General features: G+C 68.3%; 19 protein-coding genes. 11 read left to right on the top strand and 8 right to left on the bottom strand.

Going from position 1 to position 19,145, the window contains the following annotated elements:
- Positions 1-106: 106 nt before the first annotated feature.
- A complete protein-coding gene (locus IMZ11_RS02070) occupies positions 107-409 on the top strand; it encodes a hypothetical protein (protein WP_228637184.1) in 303 nt (100 codons plus the stop codon).
- Positions 406-1,563 (top strand): NlpC/P60 family protein, encoded by a 1,158-nt coding sequence (locus tag IMZ11_RS02065; protein ID WP_228637183.1) that lies wholly within the window; start codon positions 406-408, stop codon positions 1,561-1,563. The genes IMZ11_RS02070 and IMZ11_RS02065 overlap by 4 nt, the downstream gene beginning before the upstream one ends.
- A gap of 61 nt (positions 1,564-1,624) precedes the next feature.
- Here IMZ11_RS02065 and IMZ11_RS02060 read toward each other — a convergent pair whose 3' ends face one another.
- The 3 genes from IMZ11_RS02060 to IMZ11_RS02050 all read right to left on the bottom strand — a co-directional run bounded on the left by IMZ11_RS02060 (position 1,625) and on the right by IMZ11_RS02050 (position 4,258).
- Positions 1,625-2,938 carry an MFS transporter gene (locus IMZ11_RS02060; protein ID WP_228637182.1) on the bottom strand — a complete coding sequence of 438 codons (1,314 nt, stop codon included), beginning with the start codon at positions 2,936-2,938 and terminating at the stop codon, positions 1,625-1,627.
- A 43-nt stretch (positions 2,939-2,981) separates the two neighbouring features.
- Complete coding sequence (blaOXA, locus tag IMZ11_RS02055) at positions 2,982-3,881, bottom strand: class D beta-lactamase (protein ID WP_228637181.1); 900 nt, start codon at positions 3,879-3,881, stop codon at positions 2,982-2,984.
- 101 nt (positions 3,882-3,982) lie between these two features.
- A complete protein-coding gene (locus IMZ11_RS02050) occupies positions 3,983-4,258 on the bottom strand; it encodes a hypothetical protein (protein ID WP_228637375.1) in 276 nt (91 codons plus the stop codon).
- Between IMZ11_RS02050 and IMZ11_RS02045 the strand changes: the two genes are divergently transcribed.
- From IMZ11_RS02045 to IMZ11_RS02030, 4 genes are all read left to right on the top strand, one after another.
- Positions 4,259-5,080 carry a hypothetical protein gene (locus IMZ11_RS02045; RefSeq protein WP_228637180.1) on the top strand — a complete coding sequence of 274 codons (822 nt, stop codon included), beginning with the start codon at positions 4,259-4,261 and terminating at the stop codon, positions 5,078-5,080.
- A 174-nt stretch (positions 5,081-5,254) separates the two neighbouring features.
- On the top strand, positions 5,255-6,121 hold the full coding sequence (locus IMZ11_RS02040; protein WP_228637179.1) for an AraC family transcriptional regulator: 867 nt from the start codon (positions 5,255-5,257) through the stop codon (positions 6,119-6,121).
- 140 nt (positions 6,122-6,261) lie between these two features.
- Complete coding sequence (locus IMZ11_RS02035; RefSeq protein WP_228637178.1) at positions 6,262-7,281, top strand: DNA polymerase IV; 1,020 nt, start codon at positions 6,262-6,264, stop codon at positions 7,279-7,281.
- Between the two features lie 242 nt (positions 7,282-7,523).
- Entirely contained in the window at positions 7,524-8,327 is an 804-nt protein-coding gene (locus IMZ11_RS02030; RefSeq protein WP_228637177.1) for an SDR family NAD(P)-dependent oxidoreductase, read from the top strand.
- A 210-nt stretch (positions 8,328-8,537) separates the two neighbouring features.
- Here the strand turns inward: IMZ11_RS02030 and IMZ11_RS02025 are convergent, their stop codons facing one another.
- Entirely contained in the window at positions 8,538-9,632 is a 1,095-nt protein-coding gene (locus IMZ11_RS02025) for an alpha/beta fold hydrolase (protein WP_228637176.1), read from the bottom strand.
- Between the two features lie 312 nt (positions 9,633-9,944).
- Positions 9,945-10,478, bottom strand: a complete 534-nt coding sequence (locus tag IMZ11_RS02020) for a MarR family winged helix-turn-helix transcriptional regulator (RefSeq protein WP_228637175.1) — start codon at positions 10,476-10,478, stop codon at positions 9,945-9,947.
- A 152-nt stretch (positions 10,479-10,630) separates the two neighbouring features.
- Here IMZ11_RS02020 and IMZ11_RS02015 point away from each other — a divergent pair, with 152 nt between their 5' ends.
- Entirely contained in the window at positions 10,631-11,401 is a 771-nt protein-coding gene (locus IMZ11_RS02015; protein WP_061253086.1) for a pirin-like bicupin family protein, read from the top strand.
- An 88-nt stretch (positions 11,402-11,489) separates the two neighbouring features.
- Positions 11,490-11,852: a GNAT family N-acetyltransferase gene (locus IMZ11_RS02010; RefSeq protein WP_228637174.1), complete on the top strand. Its 363-nt coding sequence runs from the start codon at positions 11,490-11,492 to the stop codon at positions 11,850-11,852.
- Between the two features lie 124 nt (positions 11,853-11,976).
- Here IMZ11_RS02010 and IMZ11_RS02005 read toward each other — a convergent pair whose 3' ends face one another.
- Together IMZ11_RS02005 and IMZ11_RS02000 are read right to left on the bottom strand one after the other, a co-directional pair.
- Positions 11,977-12,975, bottom strand: coding sequence for a hypothetical protein (locus tag IMZ11_RS02005; protein WP_228637173.1), 999 nt, complete (start codon positions 12,973-12,975; stop codon positions 11,977-11,979).
- Positions 12,976-13,139: 164 nt separating this feature from the next.
- The gene (locus tag IMZ11_RS02000) at positions 13,140-14,339 is read right to left on the bottom strand and encodes an MFS transporter (protein ID WP_228637172.1); all 1,200 of its coding nucleotides are present in this window, start codon (positions 14,337-14,339) and stop codon (positions 13,140-13,142) included.
- Positions 14,340-14,430: 91 nt separating this feature from the next.
- On the opposite strand from IMZ11_RS02000, the gene IMZ11_RS01995 reads away from it, so the two are divergent.
- Positions 14,431-15,333, top strand: coding sequence for a LysR family transcriptional regulator (locus IMZ11_RS01995; RefSeq protein WP_228637171.1), 903 nt, complete (start codon positions 14,431-14,433; stop codon positions 15,331-15,333).
- 178 nt (positions 15,334-15,511) lie between these two features.
- Here IMZ11_RS01995 and IMZ11_RS01990 read toward each other — a convergent pair whose 3' ends face one another.
- Positions 15,512-16,168 carry a TetR/AcrR family transcriptional regulator gene (locus tag IMZ11_RS01990; protein ID WP_228637373.1) on the bottom strand — a complete coding sequence of 219 codons (657 nt, stop codon included), beginning with the start codon at positions 16,166-16,168 and terminating at the stop codon, positions 15,512-15,514.
- A gap of 187 nt (positions 16,169-16,355) precedes the next feature.
- Between IMZ11_RS01990 and IMZ11_RS01985 the strand changes: the two genes are divergently transcribed.
- On the top strand, positions 16,356-17,585 hold the full coding sequence (locus IMZ11_RS01985) for an oxygenase MpaB family protein (RefSeq protein ID WP_228637170.1): 1,230 nt from the start codon (positions 16,356-16,358) through the stop codon (positions 17,583-17,585).
- Between the two features lie 324 nt (positions 17,586-17,909).
- Complete coding sequence (locus tag IMZ11_RS01980) at positions 17,910-19,142, top strand: oxygenase MpaB family protein (protein ID WP_228637169.1); 1,233 nt, start codon at positions 17,910-17,912, stop codon at positions 19,140-19,142.
- Positions 19,143-19,145 lie beyond the last annotated feature (3 nt).

The raw sequence follows: 19,145 nt of genomic DNA, 5'->3' as shown, positions 1-19,145 counted from the left end.
GCCCGGCCACAAGGCTGTCGGGGCTCGCCGCTTGATCGCATTACGCACCTGATCGTAAAATTTCCGGCACGACGGATGTCAGACGAGCACCTGGGGCGAGGCTTACATGGCGGGGTTCGAGGTCTACGTCGACGCTCTGGAGGATTGCGCCGGCAAAGCAATGAGTGTCTCCAACCTGTTCAAGGCTGATGCCGACGAGGCTCCCGTGCACGTCGGCCAGCTCTCCTTCGGGACACTTGAGAACACGTCCGGCAAGCTCGTCGCAGCCGTCGGCAAGCTCCAGGCGAAGATCCGATCCGAGACACGGCACGCCCAGCAGAACCTGGCCGAGGTCGAGACGGCCGTGCACACGGTCATCGGGAACGTCAAGAGTGCCAACTCCCCGGGCTCTGGGGTGGTGCAGGCGTGACGGACATCTGGGACACATACCTTCAGCCCATCCAGCGCATCATCGACACACTGGCGACCGATCAGTCCGAGATCAGCGCGCTCTCGGCACGCCTGCGGAAGGTGGCCGGTGACGTGACCGAGCACACCGATGCCCTCAAGCGCGTGGTCGGCACCGTCGACGACGCGTGGAACGGCGAGGCCGCCGAGAGCTTCGTCACCTACATGGCCGCCTATCCCAATGCCGCCACGGACCTGAGCAGCGCTCTGACCAGCTGCGCCAGCATGATCGACGCTGCGGCGACGGCGCTGTCGACCGCCAAGACCGACGTCCAGACGATCTACAACGAGAAGCGCCTCTGGCTGGACGAGCAGCGTAGCAACAGCGACGTGATCTCCATGACGAGCATCAGGATCGAGGTGGACGACGGCGTGAGCCGGGCGGCGGCGCCGAAGCAGCGGGCGGTCGACGCCGTCACGAAGGCGGTCGACGAGGTCGACAAGTACGTCTCGGTCTCCTTCTTCACGTCCATCAATCCTCCCAGCCAGCAGACCTTCACCGCGAAGGACAACCCTGCGATGCGCTGGATCCCCGACCCCGCGTACTCCCATGGGAACGTCGATCTGGCGAGCTACACCGGCACCGAGACCGGCGCGGGACCCGACTCCGCCTCCGGTACGGGCGCCGGCAGCGGCACCGCCGCTCAGACCGGCGGCAACGGGTCCGGCTCGGGCGGAGGCGTCTACGGGCCGCAGAACACCAGGGTCCCGCCGAACGCCCACAGCCTTGCCAAGAACCCCCGGGCAGGTGCCGTCATCGACTACGCGCTCGCGCAACTCGGCGACCGCTATGTCTGGGGTGCGACGGGGCCGAACACCTTCGACTGCTCCGGGCTGACGCTACGCGCCTACCAGGCGGCGGGGATCAACATTCCCCGGGTCGCCGCGGACCAGTGGTTCCAGGGACCCCGCATCCCCGACGGTACGGAGCAGGCGGGAGACCTCATCTTCTTCGACAACAACGGGGACGGCAGCCCCGACCACGTGGGCATCGTGCTCGACCCCGAGAAGCACACGATGATCCACGCGCCCAACTCGCACTCGGTGGTCCGTATCGAGAGCTACGCGAACTATTCGACGCCCCGCGTCGGCTTCTCCCGCCCCGGGAACCACTAGCCGAGACGGGGAGCCGGTCGCTCGCGGCTCACCGGACGACATGGCCGGTTTCTGGACAGGGCTACGCGCTTCCGCGTCCCGGCGGATGGGGGCGGGGAAGGCGCAGGGCGGCGGCGGAGAGCGCCGCGACCAGGCCGAGTCCGACCAGCGCCGTCGCCATGCCCTGGCTCCCGGCGTCGAGAAGCGGGCCGACGGCGAACCCTCCCGCCAGGGAGACCACTCCGGAGAGGAAGCTGAGCAGACCGAAATAGGCGCCGAAGCGCTGCGGTGGAGCGCAGCGGGTGAAGGTCTGGAACACCGCCGACTGCGTCAGCCCGGCGGCCAGTCCGTGCAGTACGGCGGCCGCCACCAGCACGGCGGTCCGGTCACCTCCGTCGGGAGGCACCGCCAGCAGCGCCAGATAGCCGATCCCCGCGCAGAGCAGGCCGCTCCTGAGCAACCAGGGGCGCTCGCCTCGCCCGCCACCCGCGCACCAGGGCTGGATCGCGGCCGTGGCCGCCGCCACCACGCAGAAGAACAGGGTCGTCGCGCCGGCGCCGACCCCTGTGAGCGGGACCACGGTCGCGATCTGGTTGGTGAGCAGCGTGACGGGCGCCGCGATCAGGGCGTATCGGAGGAAGCCCCGGTCGCGGAGCGCCACCGACACCCCTTCGGCGAGCGCCCGTACGTCCAGGCGCATGTCCGTCCGCGTGTCCGCCGGCGGGTCCGGCGGTGTGTCCGTACGCGGGTTGCCGGGCTCGCGACGTAGCAGCATGAACAGCACGGCGCCGGCCGCCCACGCACCCGCGGTCACCGCCGACAGCAGCCAGAACCCGCCCGCCAGCAGGACCAGCCCGATGGGCGGGCCCGCCACCGCGCCCAGCTGGCCGACGATCACGTAGGCCGCGAAGCCACGGGAGCGATGTGCCGGAGCCACCCCGGCCAGCAGCGACTGGGCGGCCGGATGGAACAGCGCCCCGCCCACCGCCATCACCACGGCCGCGCAGAGCAGCCCGCCGAATCCACTGGTGAACCCCAGCAGCGCGAACGCCGTCGCCCGCAGCCCGCAGGCCAGCGCCCCCGTACGCGCCGGGCCGATCGCGTCCGTGATCGCGCCGGCGGGCAGGTACAGCATGTACTGGATCGCTACGCGCAGGCCGAGCACCACGGCGATGGTGCCGGCGAGCATGCCGAGATCATGGCGCAGGTGGAGGACCAGGTGCGCCATCACCGCGTAGTAGCCGAGCGAGATGGCCAGCTGTATCCCCACGACGATCGCGACCGTCCGGCGGTCGGAGACCGCCTGCCGTCCTCGCCGCGCAGGGGTGGGTGCTGTCGCCACACCCCCGGCCGACGGGCGGCCGGGGGCATCGGGATCCGTGCGCGGCGACGTCATGGCATCGGAGGATTCCATGTGATCGCGACGCCCGGCGAACCGGTCATGCCTTCGGGAGGACGCCGAGCGCCTTCAGCAACTCTCTGGCGAGGGGGATCCGCTTCTCGGTGTCCTTGTCGACGTTGATGTCGATGTTCAGCGCGAAGGTGTAGAGGCGGTCACCGCGCTCGACCCAGCCGACCCACCAGCCGATGCCCGGCTTGGTGGACATGCCCCAGCCGGTCTTGGCGAACAGCGCGTAGCCGTCCTTCTCCTCGATCTTCAGCAGGTCGCGCACCGTCAGCTGGTTCCGCTTGGACGCCGGCAACTGCTGACGGGCCAGCCGGGACAGGAAGCCGGTCTGCTCGACCGCCGAGATCTCCAGCGGGCCGTCGAGCCAGAAGCGGTCCACGACCGTACCGACCCGGCGGTTGCCGTAGTGCAGCCGGTTGACCCACTGCTGCTCCCGCTTGAGGCCGATCCGGCGGGAGAGCGTCTGGAACACCGGGACGTTGGACGCCCGGACCGCGTCACGCAGGTTCATGTCGTGCTCCCACTCCGGGAACGGCTGCGGCTGCCCGCCGTAGGGGATCACCTCGTTCTCGTCTTTGACGGCTCGGGTCTCCAGCGCGATCAGGCTGTGCGGGATCTTGAACGTGGAGGCCGGGATCAACCGCTGTCGCGCCCGCTGCGAGTCGACGACGGTGGTCTGTCCCCGCTTCACGTCGTAGAGCGCGAACGTTCCACGCACGGCCGCATCGCGGAACAGCGCCTGAAGATCGTCGCGAACGATCAGGTCGTGGTGGCCCACCGCCTGCGACGCCTCGGGGGCGGCGGTGCTCGTGGCGTGGCCGCCGGTGGCGCCGTAGGCGGTTCCTCCGAACAGTGCGGAGGCGGTCAGGACGGCCACGCCCAGCGCCCCGCGCAGCCGTGCCCGGGGGGCGGGGGTGGGGGAGTTCTGCATGTCAAGCTCCTCACTATCGATCTTCAGTGAGAGAGCAGACCAGAACTCGTCAGATCATGTCCAATATCGATATGGCTTTCCAATCGATATTGAGATGAATATCAGACGTGGTGGAGGGGGTAATTCGCGCCGCAGATTCCGCAGCGATGTGCTGCTCGGCCGTCGACGCGGCCGTAGCGGTCGATGGCTTTGGTCGGCTGCTTGTCGTCAGCGGCCCCGACCGGTTCGTCGACCCGTTCGGTCGCCAGGGTGTCGCGGACGCGGAAGCCGGGGAGACCCGCGAGCACCTCCAGGTAGTGGTCCGACTCCAGACGCGACAGGTCGTGCTCCGGGTCCGGGCTTGACCCGTGAATCGGCGATGCAGCATCGTCATCCACGTGTCATGGGCGAACGACGAACCCGGAGCCGAGGCGCTCGCCTTCGAGCGCGTGCCGAAGTCGCGCCCGAAGCCGTGGGCGGCCGCGGCGGTCATGGCCGCGCTCCTCATCGTCGGTGGAGCAGGTGCCACCTGGTTCTTCGGGACGCGGTCAGCGGATGTCCTTCCTCCGCCGGACGGTCCCTGGCCCGAGCAACGCGGGTTCGTGGTTTCGCAGTGCTCGGTGGAAGGGCTCACGCCGCTGACCCAGCCGGTTGTGGAGAAGTTCCTCCGTACCTTGCCGGAGATCGAGAGTCTCACGGCCTACACCAAGCTGCAGGCGTCGGCGGAGCCACTGACGCCCGGCATCACCTGCGGTGTTCAGGCGTACTTCATGGGAACCGCTCACCGTGCGGATGACATCCCGAAGATCGCGGTCGATATCAGCACGTCGCCGGTTCCCGTGAACCTGGTGCGGAGGCCGTCCAACTTCTGGGCGGGCAAGGCGGACGTCCACATCATCTTGACCCGTCCAGGGTCCGGTCTACTCCAGTTTGGAATAGAGGGAGCCCGGGTGGCGACCGAGCGGGACAAAGAAATCATCGCCGAGAAGATCCGGCGGACAGTGGACGTCGACACGATCTACTACGAGGACAGTGCTTTCGCGACGAAGCTCCACGCCTTCTACTGCCCTGATCGGTTGTGCCATGTCGAACCGGGGCCGATCGACCAGCAGAGCTTCTACGTCAGGACCGATGAGCCTGACGCGGCCGAGACGCTGAAGCGCGCGCTGGGCGGCATGCCGGGCGTGGACTTCGTCCTTCCGGTCCGGCCCGACATCTGACTCGGCCCGCTTGTCCGCCGGCACGCGCCATGCGACGGCGGAAGCGCGGAGCGCCGCATCGCTGATCACAAGAGCATGGGCGTGCCGTACCCGATCGTGCCGGGCACAGGATGTCGGGTCCGGCGGGGCGTTCCTGCCTAGCGTTGGTGATCGTAAGAGGAAGGAGGGCCGGGGATGCTGGAGCGGCTGAACCAGGCCATGGAGCACATCGAGCGCCATCTCGATCAGCGGATCGAGGTGGCCGAGTTGGCGCGGTTGGCCTTCACGTCGGAGTACCACTTCCGGCGGCTGTTCTCCGCGCTGGCGGGCATCCCGCTGTCGGAGTACATCCGCCGCAGGCGGCTCACCGTCGCGGGCGCGCAGGTGCTCGCCGGCGAGGAGACGCTGCTCGATATCGCGGTGCGGTACGGCTACGGCTCGGCTGAGGCGTTCGCACGCGCGTTCCGCGCCGTGCACGGCGTCGGCCCGGGCGAGGCCCGGCGGACCGGTGCGGCTCTGTACTCCCAGCCCCGGATGTCCTTCCGCCTCATCATCGAAGGGAGCAGCAGCATGCGGTACCGGATCGTGGAGAAGGAAGAGTTCCGCCTGGTGGGCAAGAAGGCACGCGTTCCGCTCGTCCACGAGGGGATGAACCCGGCGATCGTCGCGTTCATACGGAGCATCGACCAGGAGACCGTGCGGCAGATGGAGCGACTCTCCGACCAGGAGCCGCAGGGAGTCGTCAACGTGGCCGACCACGTCGCCGACGGCCGTGAGGAGGGCACCGAACTGGACTACTACCACGGCGTGGTGACCAGCGCCGTCGCGCCCGAGGACATGGAGACCCTCACCGTCCCGGCGGGGACCTGGGCGGTGTTCGAGAGTTCGGGCGCGTTCCCGCAGACACTCCAGTACCTGTGGCGGGACGTGTTCACGCAGTGGTTCCCCTCCAACCCGTACCGGAGCAGGCCGGGGCCCGAGATCTCCCGCACGCGGCTGTCGCAGGACGGGACGGAGGCGGACGCCGAGCTGTGGATCCCCGTGGAGCGGGTCGCGGACTGAGGACGAGCGCCCGCCGGCACGGCCGGTCGGCGGGCGCTCGTCCCCGCCGGCCGTACGCGACCAGGACTCCGGCGATCTCGTACGGGCTTCGGTCGGTCACCCGGCTCCTGCTCGGGGTGGGACGGTGCGCACAATGAGATGTGAGCCGTTGGGTGCTGCACGTCGACCTCGACCAGTTCATCGCCGCCGTCGAGCTGCTGCGCCGTCCGGAACTGCGCGGGCGCCCGGTGGTCGTCGGCGGGGACGGCGATCCGACCAAGCGCGGCGTGGTCAGCACGGCCTCGTACGAGGCACGCCCGTACGGCGTGCACTCCGGCCTCCCGCTCCGTACGGCGGCGCGGCGATGTCCGGACGCGGTGTTCCTCCCGGTCGACCGGGAGGCGTACGAAGCGGCGTCGTCCGACGTGATGGCGACGTTGAAGGAACTCGACGCCGTGGTCGAAGTGGTCGGCTGGGATGAGGCGTTCCTCGCGGTCGACGGCGATCCCGAGGAGACGGCGCGTCTGATCCGGCGGCGCGTACGCGAGTCCACCGACCTCGAGTGCACCGTCGGCATCGGGCGGAACAAGCTGCAGGCCAAGCTGGCGACCGGCTTCGGCAAGCCCGCCGGAGTCTTCCGGCTGACCGACGAGACATGGTTCGAGGTGCTCGGCGACCGGCCGACCGATGCGCTGTGGGGTGTGGGGGCCAAGACCGCCAAGCGGCTCGCCGCGATGGGCATCGGCACCGTCTCCGAACTCGCGACCACCGACCCGCACGCTCTCGCTGAACGGTTCGGTCCCACGATCGGGCCGTGGCTGGTACGGCTCGCGCTCGGCCGGGACGAGTCGCGGGTGGTCGACACGCCGTACGTTCCGCGCTCACGCGGCCGTGAGACCACCTTCCAGCACGATCTCGACGACTGGGACGAGGTACGGCGCGAGGTCGTACGGCTGGCCCGGCGCGTAGCGGACGACGTGGCCGCCGAGCGGCGGCCCGCCACTCGGATCGTGGTCAAGGTGCGCTACGCGCCTTTCGTGACTCACACCCACGGCTATCCCCTGGCGGCGCCGACCACTGATGTGGCGGCGATCGAGCGGGCCGCCCTCGCCGCCCTCGATCGGTTCGACGGACGGAGGCCGGTGCGGTTGCTGGGCGTCAGAGCCGAGTTCCCCCGTTAGCTGACCTGTCAGGTTTCACGTTCCGGCGGTCCTGTTCTGGCTGTTCCTCGTAATTCGGTTCTGCGATCCCCGTCGAGATCGAAGAGCTCGTAAATCATGCGCGGATATACGGATGCCGCGTCCGATTTCCGCTGCGATTGCTGGTCCGAATCACGCCATCCCTCGTCAGGTGATCGCTCCTAACGTATTCCGCGAAGAGCCCATCCACTTTTCCGGATGGCGATTACACGAGGGAAAACAGTATGGATCTCCAGCTTTCCGGCCGGGTCGCCGTTGTCACCGGCGCCTCCAAGGGCATCGGCCTGGCCGTCACCCGCACCCTCCTGAGCGAGGGCGTCCGCGTCGTGGCCGCCTCGCGGAAAAGCACCCCCGAGTTGGAGGCGCTCAGTGGCGATCTGCGCCATGTCCCGGCCGACCTGATGGACCCCGAGGCCCCCGGGGAGATCGTGGCGAGGGCCGTGTCCGAGTTCGGTGGGCTCGACATCCTGGTGAACAACGCCGGTGGACCGCCGCCCGGCGTGGCCCTGCCGCGCTTCTCGTTCCTGACTCCTACTGACGAAGACTGGCGGGTGATGTTCGAGTTCAACCTGTTCTCGATCGTGCGCACCGTCCGGGCAGCCATCACACCGATGCTCGCCCGTGGCGGAGGTTCGATCGTCAACGTTTCCTCGGGCAGCGCCCGCCTGCCCGCTCCCATGAACGTCGACTACAACGCCGCCAAGGCGGGCCTCAACAATCTGACCAAGGCCCTCTCGGAGGAGTTCGCACCCCAGGGCATCCGGGTGAACACCATCTCCCCAGGTCCCGTGCGTACGGCATGGTGGACGGAGAGCGGCGGCGCGGCCGACATCATCGCCGCCCAGGCCGGAACCGACCGCGACAGCGTCATCAACCAGGTGGCACCCGAAATGATGAAGCTGTCGACCGGCCGTCTGGTCGAGCCCCAGGAGATCGCCGATGTGGTCGCCTTGCTCGCCTCACCTCGCTCGGCCAGCACGACCGGCGCGGACTTCGCCGTCGACGGTGGGTTCCTCAAGCAGGTCTGACCCACCGATCGGCCCCTGCGGAAGGAAGGCGTCTTCGGCGGAAAGGAGCTCACGAGGCTGGGCTCTGCCGCGTAGCCGCAACTCGCGATCGCCGCGAGGAGATCACTCCGACCATGCCGATTATGAACAGGCCGATGGAAATGTAGGAGACGGGCGTTTCGGCACGAGGTGTGCGCAGGCCGTAGCCCCAGACGACGGTGAGGCGCCGGGTCACACCGCTTGCGGGGTCTCGTCGGGGTCGCCGGGTGGACGTTGCCGCTTCAGCGTGTACGAAGCCGGGCTCGTGTACCGCGGCCATGTGGGGTCCGGGGGCACGGTCGTCCCTTGGAGGATGATCCGGGCGACGACTTCGGGCGTGTCGTTCATGGGGATGTGCCCGCATCCGGGCAGCCGCACCATCCGCGCGCCAGGGATCATCGCGGCTGCCCGCGCCGCCTGACGTATGGGAAGGATGTGGTCGCCACTGCCCCAGGCGATGGTCACCGGAACGCCGGGGATGTCACCGAGGAACAGATCCGGGGCGCGCCCGGCCCGCAATGTGGCGGCGAACCCCGCCGCCTGGCGCATCGCCTGCAACGACGCGGCCACGGCGTCCGGAGGGCAGAGTTCGGGACGCCCGTAGAGGGTGCCGGTCAGGGCGACCCGCCCGACGGGCGTCTTCGACAACGGCACCACGATCGAATCCGGCAGGCGCGCCATCTGGTGCGCCGCGGCCAGGACGGCGTAGGCATACCGTCGCTCGGCCTCGTTCCAGAATCCGGCTGGAGCGAGGGCGATCACACTGCGGGCGAGGTGAGCCTGGGCCAGTCGCAGCGCGATCAGCCCTCCCAGCGAATGCCCCACGACGTGCGGCCGCTCCAGCCCCAACGCGGTGAACACCGCGCCCAGCTCGCTCACCACGGTGGGCAGATCACGCGGTACGCAGGCAGGGGACTCGGGAGACTCCCCGAAGCCCGGCAGATCGACCGTGATCACCTCACGTTCTGCCACGAGCAACGGCACCACCGGATCCCATGCCTGACGGCGTGACCCGAGGCCGTGCAGCAGGACCACCGGCTCTCCGCTCCCATGCCGCTCGTAGGCGAGGGTCATCGGAGCGAGTCCTTCCGGCCGCACCTCGACGAAGGAGACCCCTTTCGCCGCGGCCGGGATCGCCCCATCAGGGACGTTCTCGACCTGTACGGAGGATGTGGGAGATGTCCCACCCATCCACCGCCGGACCTGTTCTGTCGCCCACGTCCTTGTCCGCCGCATTCCGCCGCCGAGGTAGGTAGCCGCGGTGAAGGGGGAGGCCAGCACCGCCATAGGCGTAATCTTCGACATCGCTCATGGGTGGGACCTCCGCTCCCTTCTCGAACTGCACGGTTCCCACCGAACCTCTCATCTACGTATAACAGCCGCGGTGAGCTGGTTCATCGCAAGGGTCGTGATCCAGCCCGCCGTGTGGCCGCGCGAACGATATCCCGCGAGCCAGGCACATGGCCTTCACCGGGCGGCGGTGAGCGGAGTGCGCGCGGCATGCGTTCCTCGCCCGCGGGCTGTCATCGTCACGCAAGACGCAAGCGGTTCCCGACGTCCTTGTCCGGGTCCCTCACCGATACGCGCGCGAGATCACTGTCAGCCGACGTCGCCTTCGGTTTCGGCGTCCGCGTCGGAGAGGCGATCGAGAATCCGAGTGGTGAGCCGTTCGAGCATGGCGACCTCCTCGCGGGTCAGCCCGTCGAAGAAGAACCGCCGTACCACGCCGACATGGCCGGGCGCGGCGGCGGTGATGGCCTGGCGCCCTTTCTCGGTGAGCACGACGAACGCGCCTCGCCCGTCCTCGGAGCACTCCTCGCGCTCGACCAGGCCGCGGCGGCGCATCCGGGCCAGGTGGTGTGACAGGCGGCTCTGCTCCCACTGCAGCTCGTGTTGCAGCTCGAACGGGCGCAGCCGCGCCTCCGGGGTGTCGGTGAGCTGGACCAGCACGTCGTAGTCGGCGAGGGACAGGCCCGACTCGAGCTGGAGCTCGCGGTTGAGCCGCGCCGCCAGCAGGCCCTGCATGCGCACGTAGGCCCGCCAGGCGCGCTGCTCGTCCGCGTCCAGCCAGGGAGTGCCGGCTTCGGAGTCTGCCCGACCGGAGGGGGCGAGTGGGGAGGAGGGACCGTCCATGCCGTCCAGCGTACCCCGGATGGATGACACGTCATGCGCTTGCGGAATAGATGATGCGTCATGTATGTTGAGCCGGAACGTAGATGACAGATCATCTACAGAGCCGGACCTCACCTCCGGCGCTTCGGGCGAGACCTCCGGAAGGGGATCCCATGACCAGGACCACGCCGACCCCGCGAGTGGACGTCCGCCGCGCGGACGAGCGGTTCGCCACGGCGACCACGTGGCTTGATTCAAAGCACTCCTTCTCCTTCAGCCGTCACTACGACCCCGGCAACACTCACCACGGCACGCTGCTGGTCAACAACGACGACCGGGTGCTCCCGGGCACCGGCTTCGACACTCACCCGCACCAGGACATGGAGATCGTCACCTGGGTCATGGAGGGTTCTCTGGTCCACCAGGACTCGACCGGCCACTCCGGCGTGATCTACCCCGGCCTGGCGCAGCGGATGAGCGCGGGCACCGGCATCCTGCACTCGGAGAAGAACGACTCCTGGCGGCTGCGGGGCGGCGCCGCCCACGACGAGCCGGTGCACTTCGTCCAGATGTGGGTGGTCCCCGACGAGCCCGGCATCACCCCCGGCTACGAGCAACTCGAAATCGAGAACGAGCTGCTGTCCGGCGGCCTGGTTCCGGTGGCGTCCGGGATGGACAAGCACGATGGCGCCTCCGCCATCCGGATCAAGAACCGGTACGCCGCGCTCTACGCCGCCCGGCTGCGGCCGGAGCAGAGCGTCGAGCTGCCCGAGGCTCCGTTCCTGCACCTGTTCGTGCCGCGCGGCACGGTCACGCTCGAAGGCGCGGGCACTCTCGGCCCCGGCGACGCCGTACGGTTCACCGCGACCGGTGGGCAGCGGGTCACCGCCGTCGAGCCCGCCGAGATCCTGGTGTGGGAGATGCACGCCACGATCGCCGCCTGACCGTCACGCCGCAGAACAGAGAGTCCGTCCGTACGACCCGGGTCGCCGTGGGGCGATCCGGGCGCCCGCCGAAGGAGCCGAGACACACATGGAGCACACCGAACCACGGGTTGCCGACAACCCGGAGGCCAGGCGGTTCGAGATCACCGTGGACGGGAAGGTCGCAGGTTTCGCCGAGTACCGGCGTCACGGATCGAGGATCTCGTTCATCCACACCGAGGTCGATCCCGCGTACGAGGGGCGCGGCCTCGGCTCGGCACTCGTCCGGGGCGCGCTGGACGCGTCCCGGGCCGCCGGACTGTCGGTCATGCCGTACTGCCCGTTCGTCCGCGACTACATCGCCCGGCATCCCGGATACCTCGACCTGGTTCCGCCTGACCGGCGGGACCGCTTCTCCCTCCCCACCGAGGACGAGCGCACCGGGGATTCGGCAACGGGTCTGTCCGGTTGAGAAAGAGAGACAGAGCCGTCGCTCGTAGAGTCCCGATCCGGCGGCGCGTCTCTGACCGGCGGGTGCTCGGTGCAGCTCCGCCCTGCTGTAGTGTCACCGGCCGGCGATCTTGTCACCGCTGTCGTCAGTGGCACCCCATGTCGTTCGCGACCTTGTTCAGAACGGCGCGTTTGATCGCCGCGTACTCGGCGTCGGAACCTGAGGCGAATACATGCACGAACCTGGCGGCACCACCGTCGCCGCACACTAGACGTGTCGCGGCGTCGCGGTCGTAGCGGAGGTCCTCGCGCGTCAGATCCAGGGGCTTGCCAGGAGATACGCGCACGGTGGTTCGAACGCCGTCCGGCGAGAGGGCGTTCAGAATCGCCTCGTCGTACAGGACGACAGCCGAGAACAGACCCAGGTCGTGCTCGTCGTCGCCTTCGCGGAGGGCTGCGCACCGGGCGACAGGGCCCTCGCCGAAGACGCCGATCTGTGCCAGATCACCGTTCTTCTTCCGTACGGTCGCGGGTAGCTCCACACCGCAGGGTGATTCGCCCGGGGCGAGGCGTACGGACTCCATTCCGGACCAGTCGAAGGTGCCAGGATCGGGGAACGGCTTGCCTCCGCACCTGGCGATCTTCGCGTTGCCGACGGTGAGCAGGGATTTCGCGGCGAAATCCGCGGCGCCGCGCCGCTCCGACGCCGTGCCGGGGACGTTGACGTTCACCAGTGCGTTCCCGCATGGGGGCAGATAGAGCCAGCCCTCGACGCGGTCGCCGCTGGGCCTGATCATCCCTGGCAGGCCGTGGCCCAGCGGGACGATGCCGAGCCTCCACCACAGATGTGCCTTGAGCGGCGTCTTCATCACGGTGGTGCTGAACCGCCAGTCGCCCGTCGTGACGGTGCACTCCGCGTCACCCCACCGGTCCTCACCCTCGGCGACCTCCCAGGACGTGTCGCCACGCCGTGCCGCGTCCGACAACAGTGATCGGTCGATGGAGTTCCAGCACGACCGGTCCGGCAGCGCGTTGCTCCACGGCCACGCCTGGTTCACCGTCGCCCAGGCCGCCGCGAGCAGCGCCGCCGTCCCCAGCGCGACGGCGGTCCACAGCGCTTTGGTACGTCGGCTGCTGCGGTCCATGTCTCCCTATTGATCAATTCGCGTAGACGCGTAAACCTAGCAAGCGCGGGGCCGGTCGCCGGTACCGAGGGAGACGAACGCGGGCATGGGGGACATGAGGAGTGGCCAGATCACGCTTACGACCTGCGGCGGAGTGGGGCGGCACCCCGATCAGGCGCGATTCTTCATGAACCGGTCGTCCCACTCCTGCCCGAGATGCCGGCGACGGCCGCGCCGGCCGCAGCGAGTGCCGCTCCCACCCACATGACCGCGGAGATCGACACGCCGTCCACGACCCGGCCGCCGGCGAACGAGCCGAGCGCGATGGAGACGTTGAAGGCGCAGACGAAGAGCGCCGTGCCCATTTCACCGCCACCCGACCGCATGATCCAGAGCTGCAGGGTCACCCCCACACCGCCGTAGCCCAGGCCCCACACCACGAGCACGATCAGGGGCAGGCCGATCAGGGGCAGCGCGGCCGTGGAGAGTGCCATGAGCACGGCCAGCGCGACCAGGACCGGCTTGGGGTTCCTGGCCGCCCATGCGCCTGCCGCGAAATTACCGGCCACGCCCGCGGCGCCGTACAGGAGGAGGGCGGTGCTGACGAGGGCGGGACCGGCGTGCGAGACCTGCTCCAGGAACGGCCGGACATAGGTGTAGGCCGCGAAGTGCCCGGACACGATCAGGACGGTCAGGACGAGGACGACCTTGAGCGGGCCGGAGAGCCACGTGAGCTGCCCTTCCGAGGCGTGGGCCGGGGCCTCGTGGGGCAACGGCTCAGACGCGCGGGCTCGGGGTTCGCCGGGTAGGGGCGGCAGGGTGGTGGCCAGCAGCGCGAGCATGGCCAGGGCCAGCACCCCCATGGCGATGAACGCGGTCCGCCATCCCGCGAACGACGAGATGAACGTCGCCGCGGGCACCCCCAGTACCGACGCCACCGACACTCCGGCCAAGATGATCGACGTGGCCCGCCCGACGGACCCTTCGGGCACCAGCCGCAGCCCGAGGCCGGCCGCGAAGGCCCAGAACCCGCCGATGCTCACCCCGGTCAGCACCCGGGCGGCCAGCATGACGGGGTAGTTCGGCGCGAGCGCGCCCGTCAGGTTGGCCACCGCCAGCAGCGCCATCAGCCCCAGCAGCGTGACGCGCCGGTCGAGCCGTCGGGTGGTGATTGCCAGCACGGGCGCGGAGACGGCGGCGACCAGTCCGGGAACCGACATCATCAGCCCGGCCGTCCCGTCGGAGACGTCGAGGGTGGCGGCGATCGAGGTCAACAGGCCGACGGGCAGCATCTCGCTGGTCACGATGGTGAAGGTGCCTACCGCGACCGAGGACACGGCGAGCCAGCGTGCCCGGGTGGCGGCGGAAACATCAGTCATGGTCATGCCGGCAAGCCTTCTGCCGGCTACCAGCGGGAACAATGGCGAAGATCGAAAGCTTGGTTTAGGTGGACTAAACGATCAGCCGGAGGCGGAGATGGAGTTCAGGGAGCTGGAGTGCTTCGTTGTGCTCAGCGAGGAGCTGCACTTCGCGCGTACGGCCGAGCGCCTCTACCTGTCACCTGGCCGGGTGAGCCAGCTCATGCGCTCGTTGGAGACCAGGATCGGCGGCCGGCTCTTCCACCGGACCAGCAGGCGCGTGCGCCTTACGACCTTGGGCGAACGTTTCCTGGCCGACCTGCGCCTCTCCTATGACGGCCTCGCGAACGCGGTCAGCCGGGCCAAGGCGGCCGCCCGCGAGGTGACAGGCGTGATCAGGATCGGCTTTTTGGCCACGCCCACGGACGTCGTCATCGGCAGCGTGCGCACCTTCGAGCGCCAGTACCCGGGGTGCGAGGCGGAGCTGGTGGAGATCCCGCTCTCCGATCCCTTCGGCAAGTTGCGGGCCGGACAGGTGGACATCGCGTTCACGCTGCTCCCGGTGGACGAGCCCGATCTGGCGACGGGCGAAGGGCTGAACCGGGTCTCGTACCAGCTCGGCGTCTCCTCGCGCCACCCGTTGGCCGCCCGTACGAGCATCGGAGCGGAGGAGCTGGCGGACGTGTCCCTGATCGGCCTGGACGGCCCGGCTCCGCGCGTGTGGCGCGAGCGTGTGGCACCGTCCGCAACCCCTTCCGGTCGGCCCATTCCCCTGGCCGGTACGGTGGCCACCAGCCAGGAGGGTCTGACCCAGGTGGCGCTCAACCGGGGCGGCATGTTGTTCTGCACCCCCACGGCGGCTCACCACGGGCGCCCGGACGTCAGCTTCGTCCCCGTCACGGGGTTGCCTCCCTCGATCCTCGGCCTGGCTTGGGTGAAGACGGCGGAGACGGCGGCGATTCGGGCGTTCAACGAGGCGGCGGTCGGGCACGCGCTCGGGGGAGCGGCCCTGGTGGCGTAAGACCTAAGGCGAGACAAAATGCCAGATGAGATTCCCCCCGTCTGCTTCTGGCATGACACCGATCACTCCTCATCGGTGCTGCGGTTCGCAGGGGCTGACCTCCTGGCGCCGTCACCTGACATCATCGCCAGATGTTCGACTTCGGGGTCGCTGAAGCGGACTTCTCTTTCCTTGGCGGTCAATCCGACGAGCGGGTTGCTTCCAGCATGGGCACGAGGAACTGCCGGGCGACCGCGGCCAACTGCTCGTCGTCGTCGAGGTCGATGATGTGGCTGGGGGTCGCGAGGAAGGAGGTGGAGACTCGAACCATCAGTTCGGCCACGAGATCGGTGTCCAAGTCGCTCGACACGTTGCCCGCGCGTTGCTCGCTGCGGAGCTGGCCCGCGACGAACTGCCGTACGGTGGCGAGGGTCCGGCCCCCGTCACTGATCATGGAGGGCACGAGCAGGTCCGGTTCCGCGGCGATCAGACCGCCGATCAGCGGGTTGCTCCGGATCGCGCGCAACGAGCTCACAAAGCCCAGAACCACCCGGTCGGCGGCGGTGCCGGCTTGTTCTATATCGATGAGAAACTGATCGAAATACCGGCGAAACTCGCGACGCACCACGTGTTCGACCAGCACGTCCTTCGTGGCGAACCGCCGGTAGACCGTGATCCGTGAAACCCCCGCCCGTCGGGCCACGTCCTCCACGGTGGACCGTCGAATTCCCATCCGGCAGAACTGTTCATACGCCGCATCGAGTATGCGCGCACGGGTCTCGTCCATGTCGTCGACGCGTTCGACGGCGTCGAGGTATGCGCGCTCCAGCAACGACTCCGAGTCCGAAGGCGCCATAAGAGCGGACAGCGCGGATTCCACGCATCATCTCCTGTGAGTCATCTGACCGGTTCGCCTAACAAGATGTTGTGGGTCTTGTGAGGAGCGCAACAGTGTGCTGTCATTGCGATGATACACAGAAGCACACTCTGTGTCATCGTATCAACGCGCGCGCTCGGCCTCGACAACGAGGAGGAACGAAAGCATGGGCGAAGTCAGCAGGCGCAATATGTTGAAGGCCGGTGGTGCGCTCGGTGCGCTCGGTGCGCTCGGCATCGCGACGCCCGCACAGGCGCGTACACCGTGGACGTGGTCGGCCAGCGGGTCGGTGGCGGGCACAGGGGCAGGCATCGACCCGCGGTGGGTGTGGGACGAGGAGGCCGATCCGCTGGTCGCCTCGCTGATCGACCGGGGAGACGTGCCCAAGGTCAATCCGCTACTCCGGACCTGGACCAAGAACGGTCAGCCGTTGCCGGCCGGACTGCCTGCAGACCTGCGGGACTTCATGGAGCGAGCCCGCCAGATGCCCTCATGGGTCGACGGGGGCAAGCTCGCCACCGCGGTCCAGTTCAACAACAAGCGGGGTCTCTACCTCGGCGTGCTGTACGGCTTCGCCAGCGGCATGATCAGCACGGCCATCCCCAAGGAGGCGCGAGCGGTCTACTACTCGCAGGGTGGTGCGGACATGAAGGACCGCGTCTCCAAGACCGCCAAGCTCGGGTACGACATCGGGACCGCGAACGCCTACGACGCCGATGGCGAAATGATCGTGACCTGCGTCAAGACCCGGCTGGTCCATGCGGCCGTCCGTCACCTGCTGCCGAAGTCCCCGTACTGGCAGAAGTCCGCCGACGAGGAGATCCCGATCAGCCAGGCGGACATGATGGTCACGTGGCACAGCCTGCCCACGACTGTCATGAAGACCCTGCAGGCGTGGAAGGTGCCGCTCCCCGTCGACGAGTCCGAGGCATTCCTGCACTCGTGGCAGGTGGCCGGGCACATGCTCGGCATCAAGGACGAGTACATCCCCTCGTCGTGGAGCGAGGCCAACTCCCAGGCCAAGCAGGTCCTGGACCCGGTGCTGGCCCCGACGCCCGAGGGCATCAAGCTGGCCGACATCCTCCTGAACCTCGGCTCCGGCATCGATGGCAGCCTCATCACCAAGGACATTCTCGCCGCGTTCACGCGCTTCCTGCTCGGCGACAAGATCGGCGACTGGATGAAGATCCCCAAGGAGCCGTTCTGGGGAGGGGTCCTCAACACGTTCTGGGGGCCCTTCATCGCCGTCCGTGAAGGACTGCTCAAGGTGTTCCCCGGGACGCAGAGCACCTACTGGCTCTTCGAGGAGCTCCTTCGCCAGGTGCTGCTGGTCTACCTGTCCGAAGCACGAAAGATCAACATCGAGATTCCGCTGTCCAACAACCCCAACTACTGATCGGGACCGCCTGGGTCGGACCCACGGCCCAGGCGATGAGCACCGCTGTGAATTCCGGGGTCCGAGACGTGGGGGAGTCCGGGCCCCAGGATCTCCGTTCCGCCCTGCCGAGCTCGCAAGGCACCAGAGCTGTTCGGTCGCGGCGCTGTGGCAGTTCCTCGATATCGATGAGGAGCCGGCCGGGATACCGAGGTCCAGCCGGGAACCGCGAAGCGACAGCCGTTTCTGCGGGTGTTTCCGGCTTGGTCCGCACCCTTCGAGATACAAGTAAACCTGATGCGTATCAACGTATCATCAGCTTCCGCAACTCACGAGGAGCCCAGCATGGCGGAGTTGAGTAGGCGCAAGATTCTGATTTCAGGCGGGGCCCTGGGGACGCTCGGAGCATTGGGGGTGGCGTTCCCGGCTCGGGCGATGCCCTGGACCTGGGCGCCGACCGGTTCGATCGCCGGTGCCGGCGCAGGCGTCGATCCGCGGTGGGTGTGGGACGAGGAGGCCGACCCGCTGGTCGCCTCGCTGCTCGATCGCGGCGCCGTGCCCGAGGTCAACCGTCTGCTCTGGGACTGGAACCGTAACGACCAGCCCCTGCCCGCAGGGCTACCGGCGGACCTGCGGGACTTCATGGAGCGAGCCCGCCAACTGCCCTCGTGGGCGGACCAGGGCAAGCTGGAGATCGCGGCCCAGTTCAACAAGTCCCGAGGGTTCTACCTCAACCTGCTCAACGGCGTGGGTGGCGGCATGCTGAGCACCGCCATTCCCAAGGAGGCGCGCGCGGTCTACTACTCCAAGGGTGGCGCGGACATGGAAGACCGCGTCGCCAAGACCAGCCTCCTGGGATTCGCCGTCGGTGACCTGAACGCGTACCGGCCCGACGGCACCTGCGTCGTTCAGGCCGTGAAGACCCGGCTGGTGCACGCGGCGGTACGGCACCTGCTGCCGCAGTCCCCGTACTGGGGGCAGGTCTCCGGCGAGGAGATTCCGATCAGCCAGGAAGACATGCTGGTCACCTGGCACACCTTGCCGACCTACGCCATGCGCAAGCTGCGCGGGTGGAATGTCCCGATCAAGACCGCCGAGTCCGAGGCGTACCTGCATGTGTGGCAGGTGACCGCGCACATGCTCGGCATCAGGGACGAGTACATCCCCGCGAGCTGGGACGCGGCCAACGCTCAGTCGGACCAGATCCTGCCCCGGAACATGGGACCGACGCCCGAGGGTGTGAAGCTGACCGACATCCTGCTGGATCAGCTCGCCGAGCAGACCAGCCTCGGCACCAAGGCCAGCCGGTCCCTGTGCAACGCGCTCGCCAGGTACCTGGTCGACGACCAGATCGCGGGCTGGGACGGCATCGAGCGCGAGCCGGTGTGGGACCCGGCGGTCAGGACCGCCTGGCCGCTTCTGGTGAAGTTCCGCGAGGGTCTCATTCCGCTGCCGCTGGTCCCCGAGATCGCCTGGGTCATCGACGAAGCCCTGCGGAAGTACATCCTGTTCTATCTCACCAAGGCCAAGGAGACCAAGATCGAAATTCCCACGATCAACCGTCCGAACTCGAGCTGAGCG

The organism is Microtetraspora sp. AC03309, assembly GCF_020826795.1.
Taxonomy (GTDB): Bacteria; Actinomycetota; Actinomycetes; order Streptosporangiales; family Streptosporangiaceae; genus Microtetraspora; species Microtetraspora glauca.
The sequence above is the reverse complement of the archived record's forward strand: the minus strand, read 5'-3'. Positions and strand labels throughout refer to the sequence as shown.

What these genes read in the sequence shown, in the direction of transcription:
- IMZ11_RS02015 (WP_061253086.1), top strand. Translation starts at nt 10,631, where the DNA reads ATGACCAGGACCACGCCGACCCCGCGAGTGGACGTCCGCCGCGCGGAC.
- blaOXA (WP_228637181.1), bottom strand. Translation starts at nt 3,881, where the DNA reads ATGCAGAACTCCCCCACCCCCGCCCCCCGGGCACGGCTGCGCGGGGCG.
- IMZ11_RS01995 (WP_228637171.1), top strand. Translation starts at nt 14,431, where the DNA reads ATGGAGTTCAGGGAGCTGGAGTGCTTCGTTGTGCTCAGCGAGGAGCTG.
- IMZ11_RS01990 (WP_228637373.1), bottom strand. Translation starts at nt 16,168, where the DNA reads ATGGCGCCTTCGGACTCGGAGTCGTTGCTGGAGCGCGCATACCTCGAC.
- IMZ11_RS02070 (WP_228637184.1), top strand. Translation starts at nt 107, where the DNA reads ATGGCGGGGTTCGAGGTCTACGTCGACGCTCTGGAGGATTGCGCCGGC.
- IMZ11_RS02000 (WP_228637172.1), bottom strand. Translation starts at nt 14,339, where the DNA reads ATGACCATGACTGATGTTTCCGCCGCCACCCGGGCACGCTGGCTCGCC.
- IMZ11_RS02010 (WP_228637174.1), top strand. Translation starts at nt 11,490, where the DNA reads ATGGAGCACACCGAACCACGGGTTGCCGACAACCCGGAGGCCAGGCGG.
- IMZ11_RS02060 (WP_228637182.1), bottom strand. Translation starts at nt 2,938, where the DNA reads ATGACGTCGCCGCGCACGGATCCCGATGCCCCCGGCCGCCCGTCGGCC.
- IMZ11_RS02030 (WP_228637177.1), top strand. Translation starts at nt 7,524, where the DNA reads ATGGATCTCCAGCTTTCCGGCCGGGTCGCCGTTGTCACCGGCGCCTCC.
- IMZ11_RS02025 (WP_228637176.1), bottom strand. Translation starts at nt 9,632, where the DNA reads ATGGCGGTGCTGGCCTCCCCCTTCACCGCGGCTACCTACCTCGGCGGC.
- IMZ11_RS02040 (WP_228637179.1), top strand. Translation starts at nt 5,255, where the DNA reads ATGCTGGAGCGGCTGAACCAGGCCATGGAGCACATCGAGCGCCATCTC.
- IMZ11_RS02005 (WP_228637173.1), bottom strand. Translation starts at nt 12,975, where the DNA reads ATGGACCGCAGCAGCCGACGTACCAAAGCGCTGTGGACCGCCGTCGCG.
- IMZ11_RS02020 (WP_228637175.1), bottom strand. Translation starts at nt 10,478, where the DNA reads ATGGACGGTCCCTCCTCCCCACTCGCCCCCTCCGGTCGGGCAGACTCC.
- IMZ11_RS01980 (WP_228637169.1), top strand. Translation starts at nt 17,910, where the DNA reads ATGGCGGAGTTGAGTAGGCGCAAGATTCTGATTTCAGGCGGGGCCCTG.
- IMZ11_RS01985 (WP_228637170.1), top strand. Translation starts at nt 16,356, where the DNA reads ATGGGCGAAGTCAGCAGGCGCAATATGTTGAAGGCCGGTGGTGCGCTC.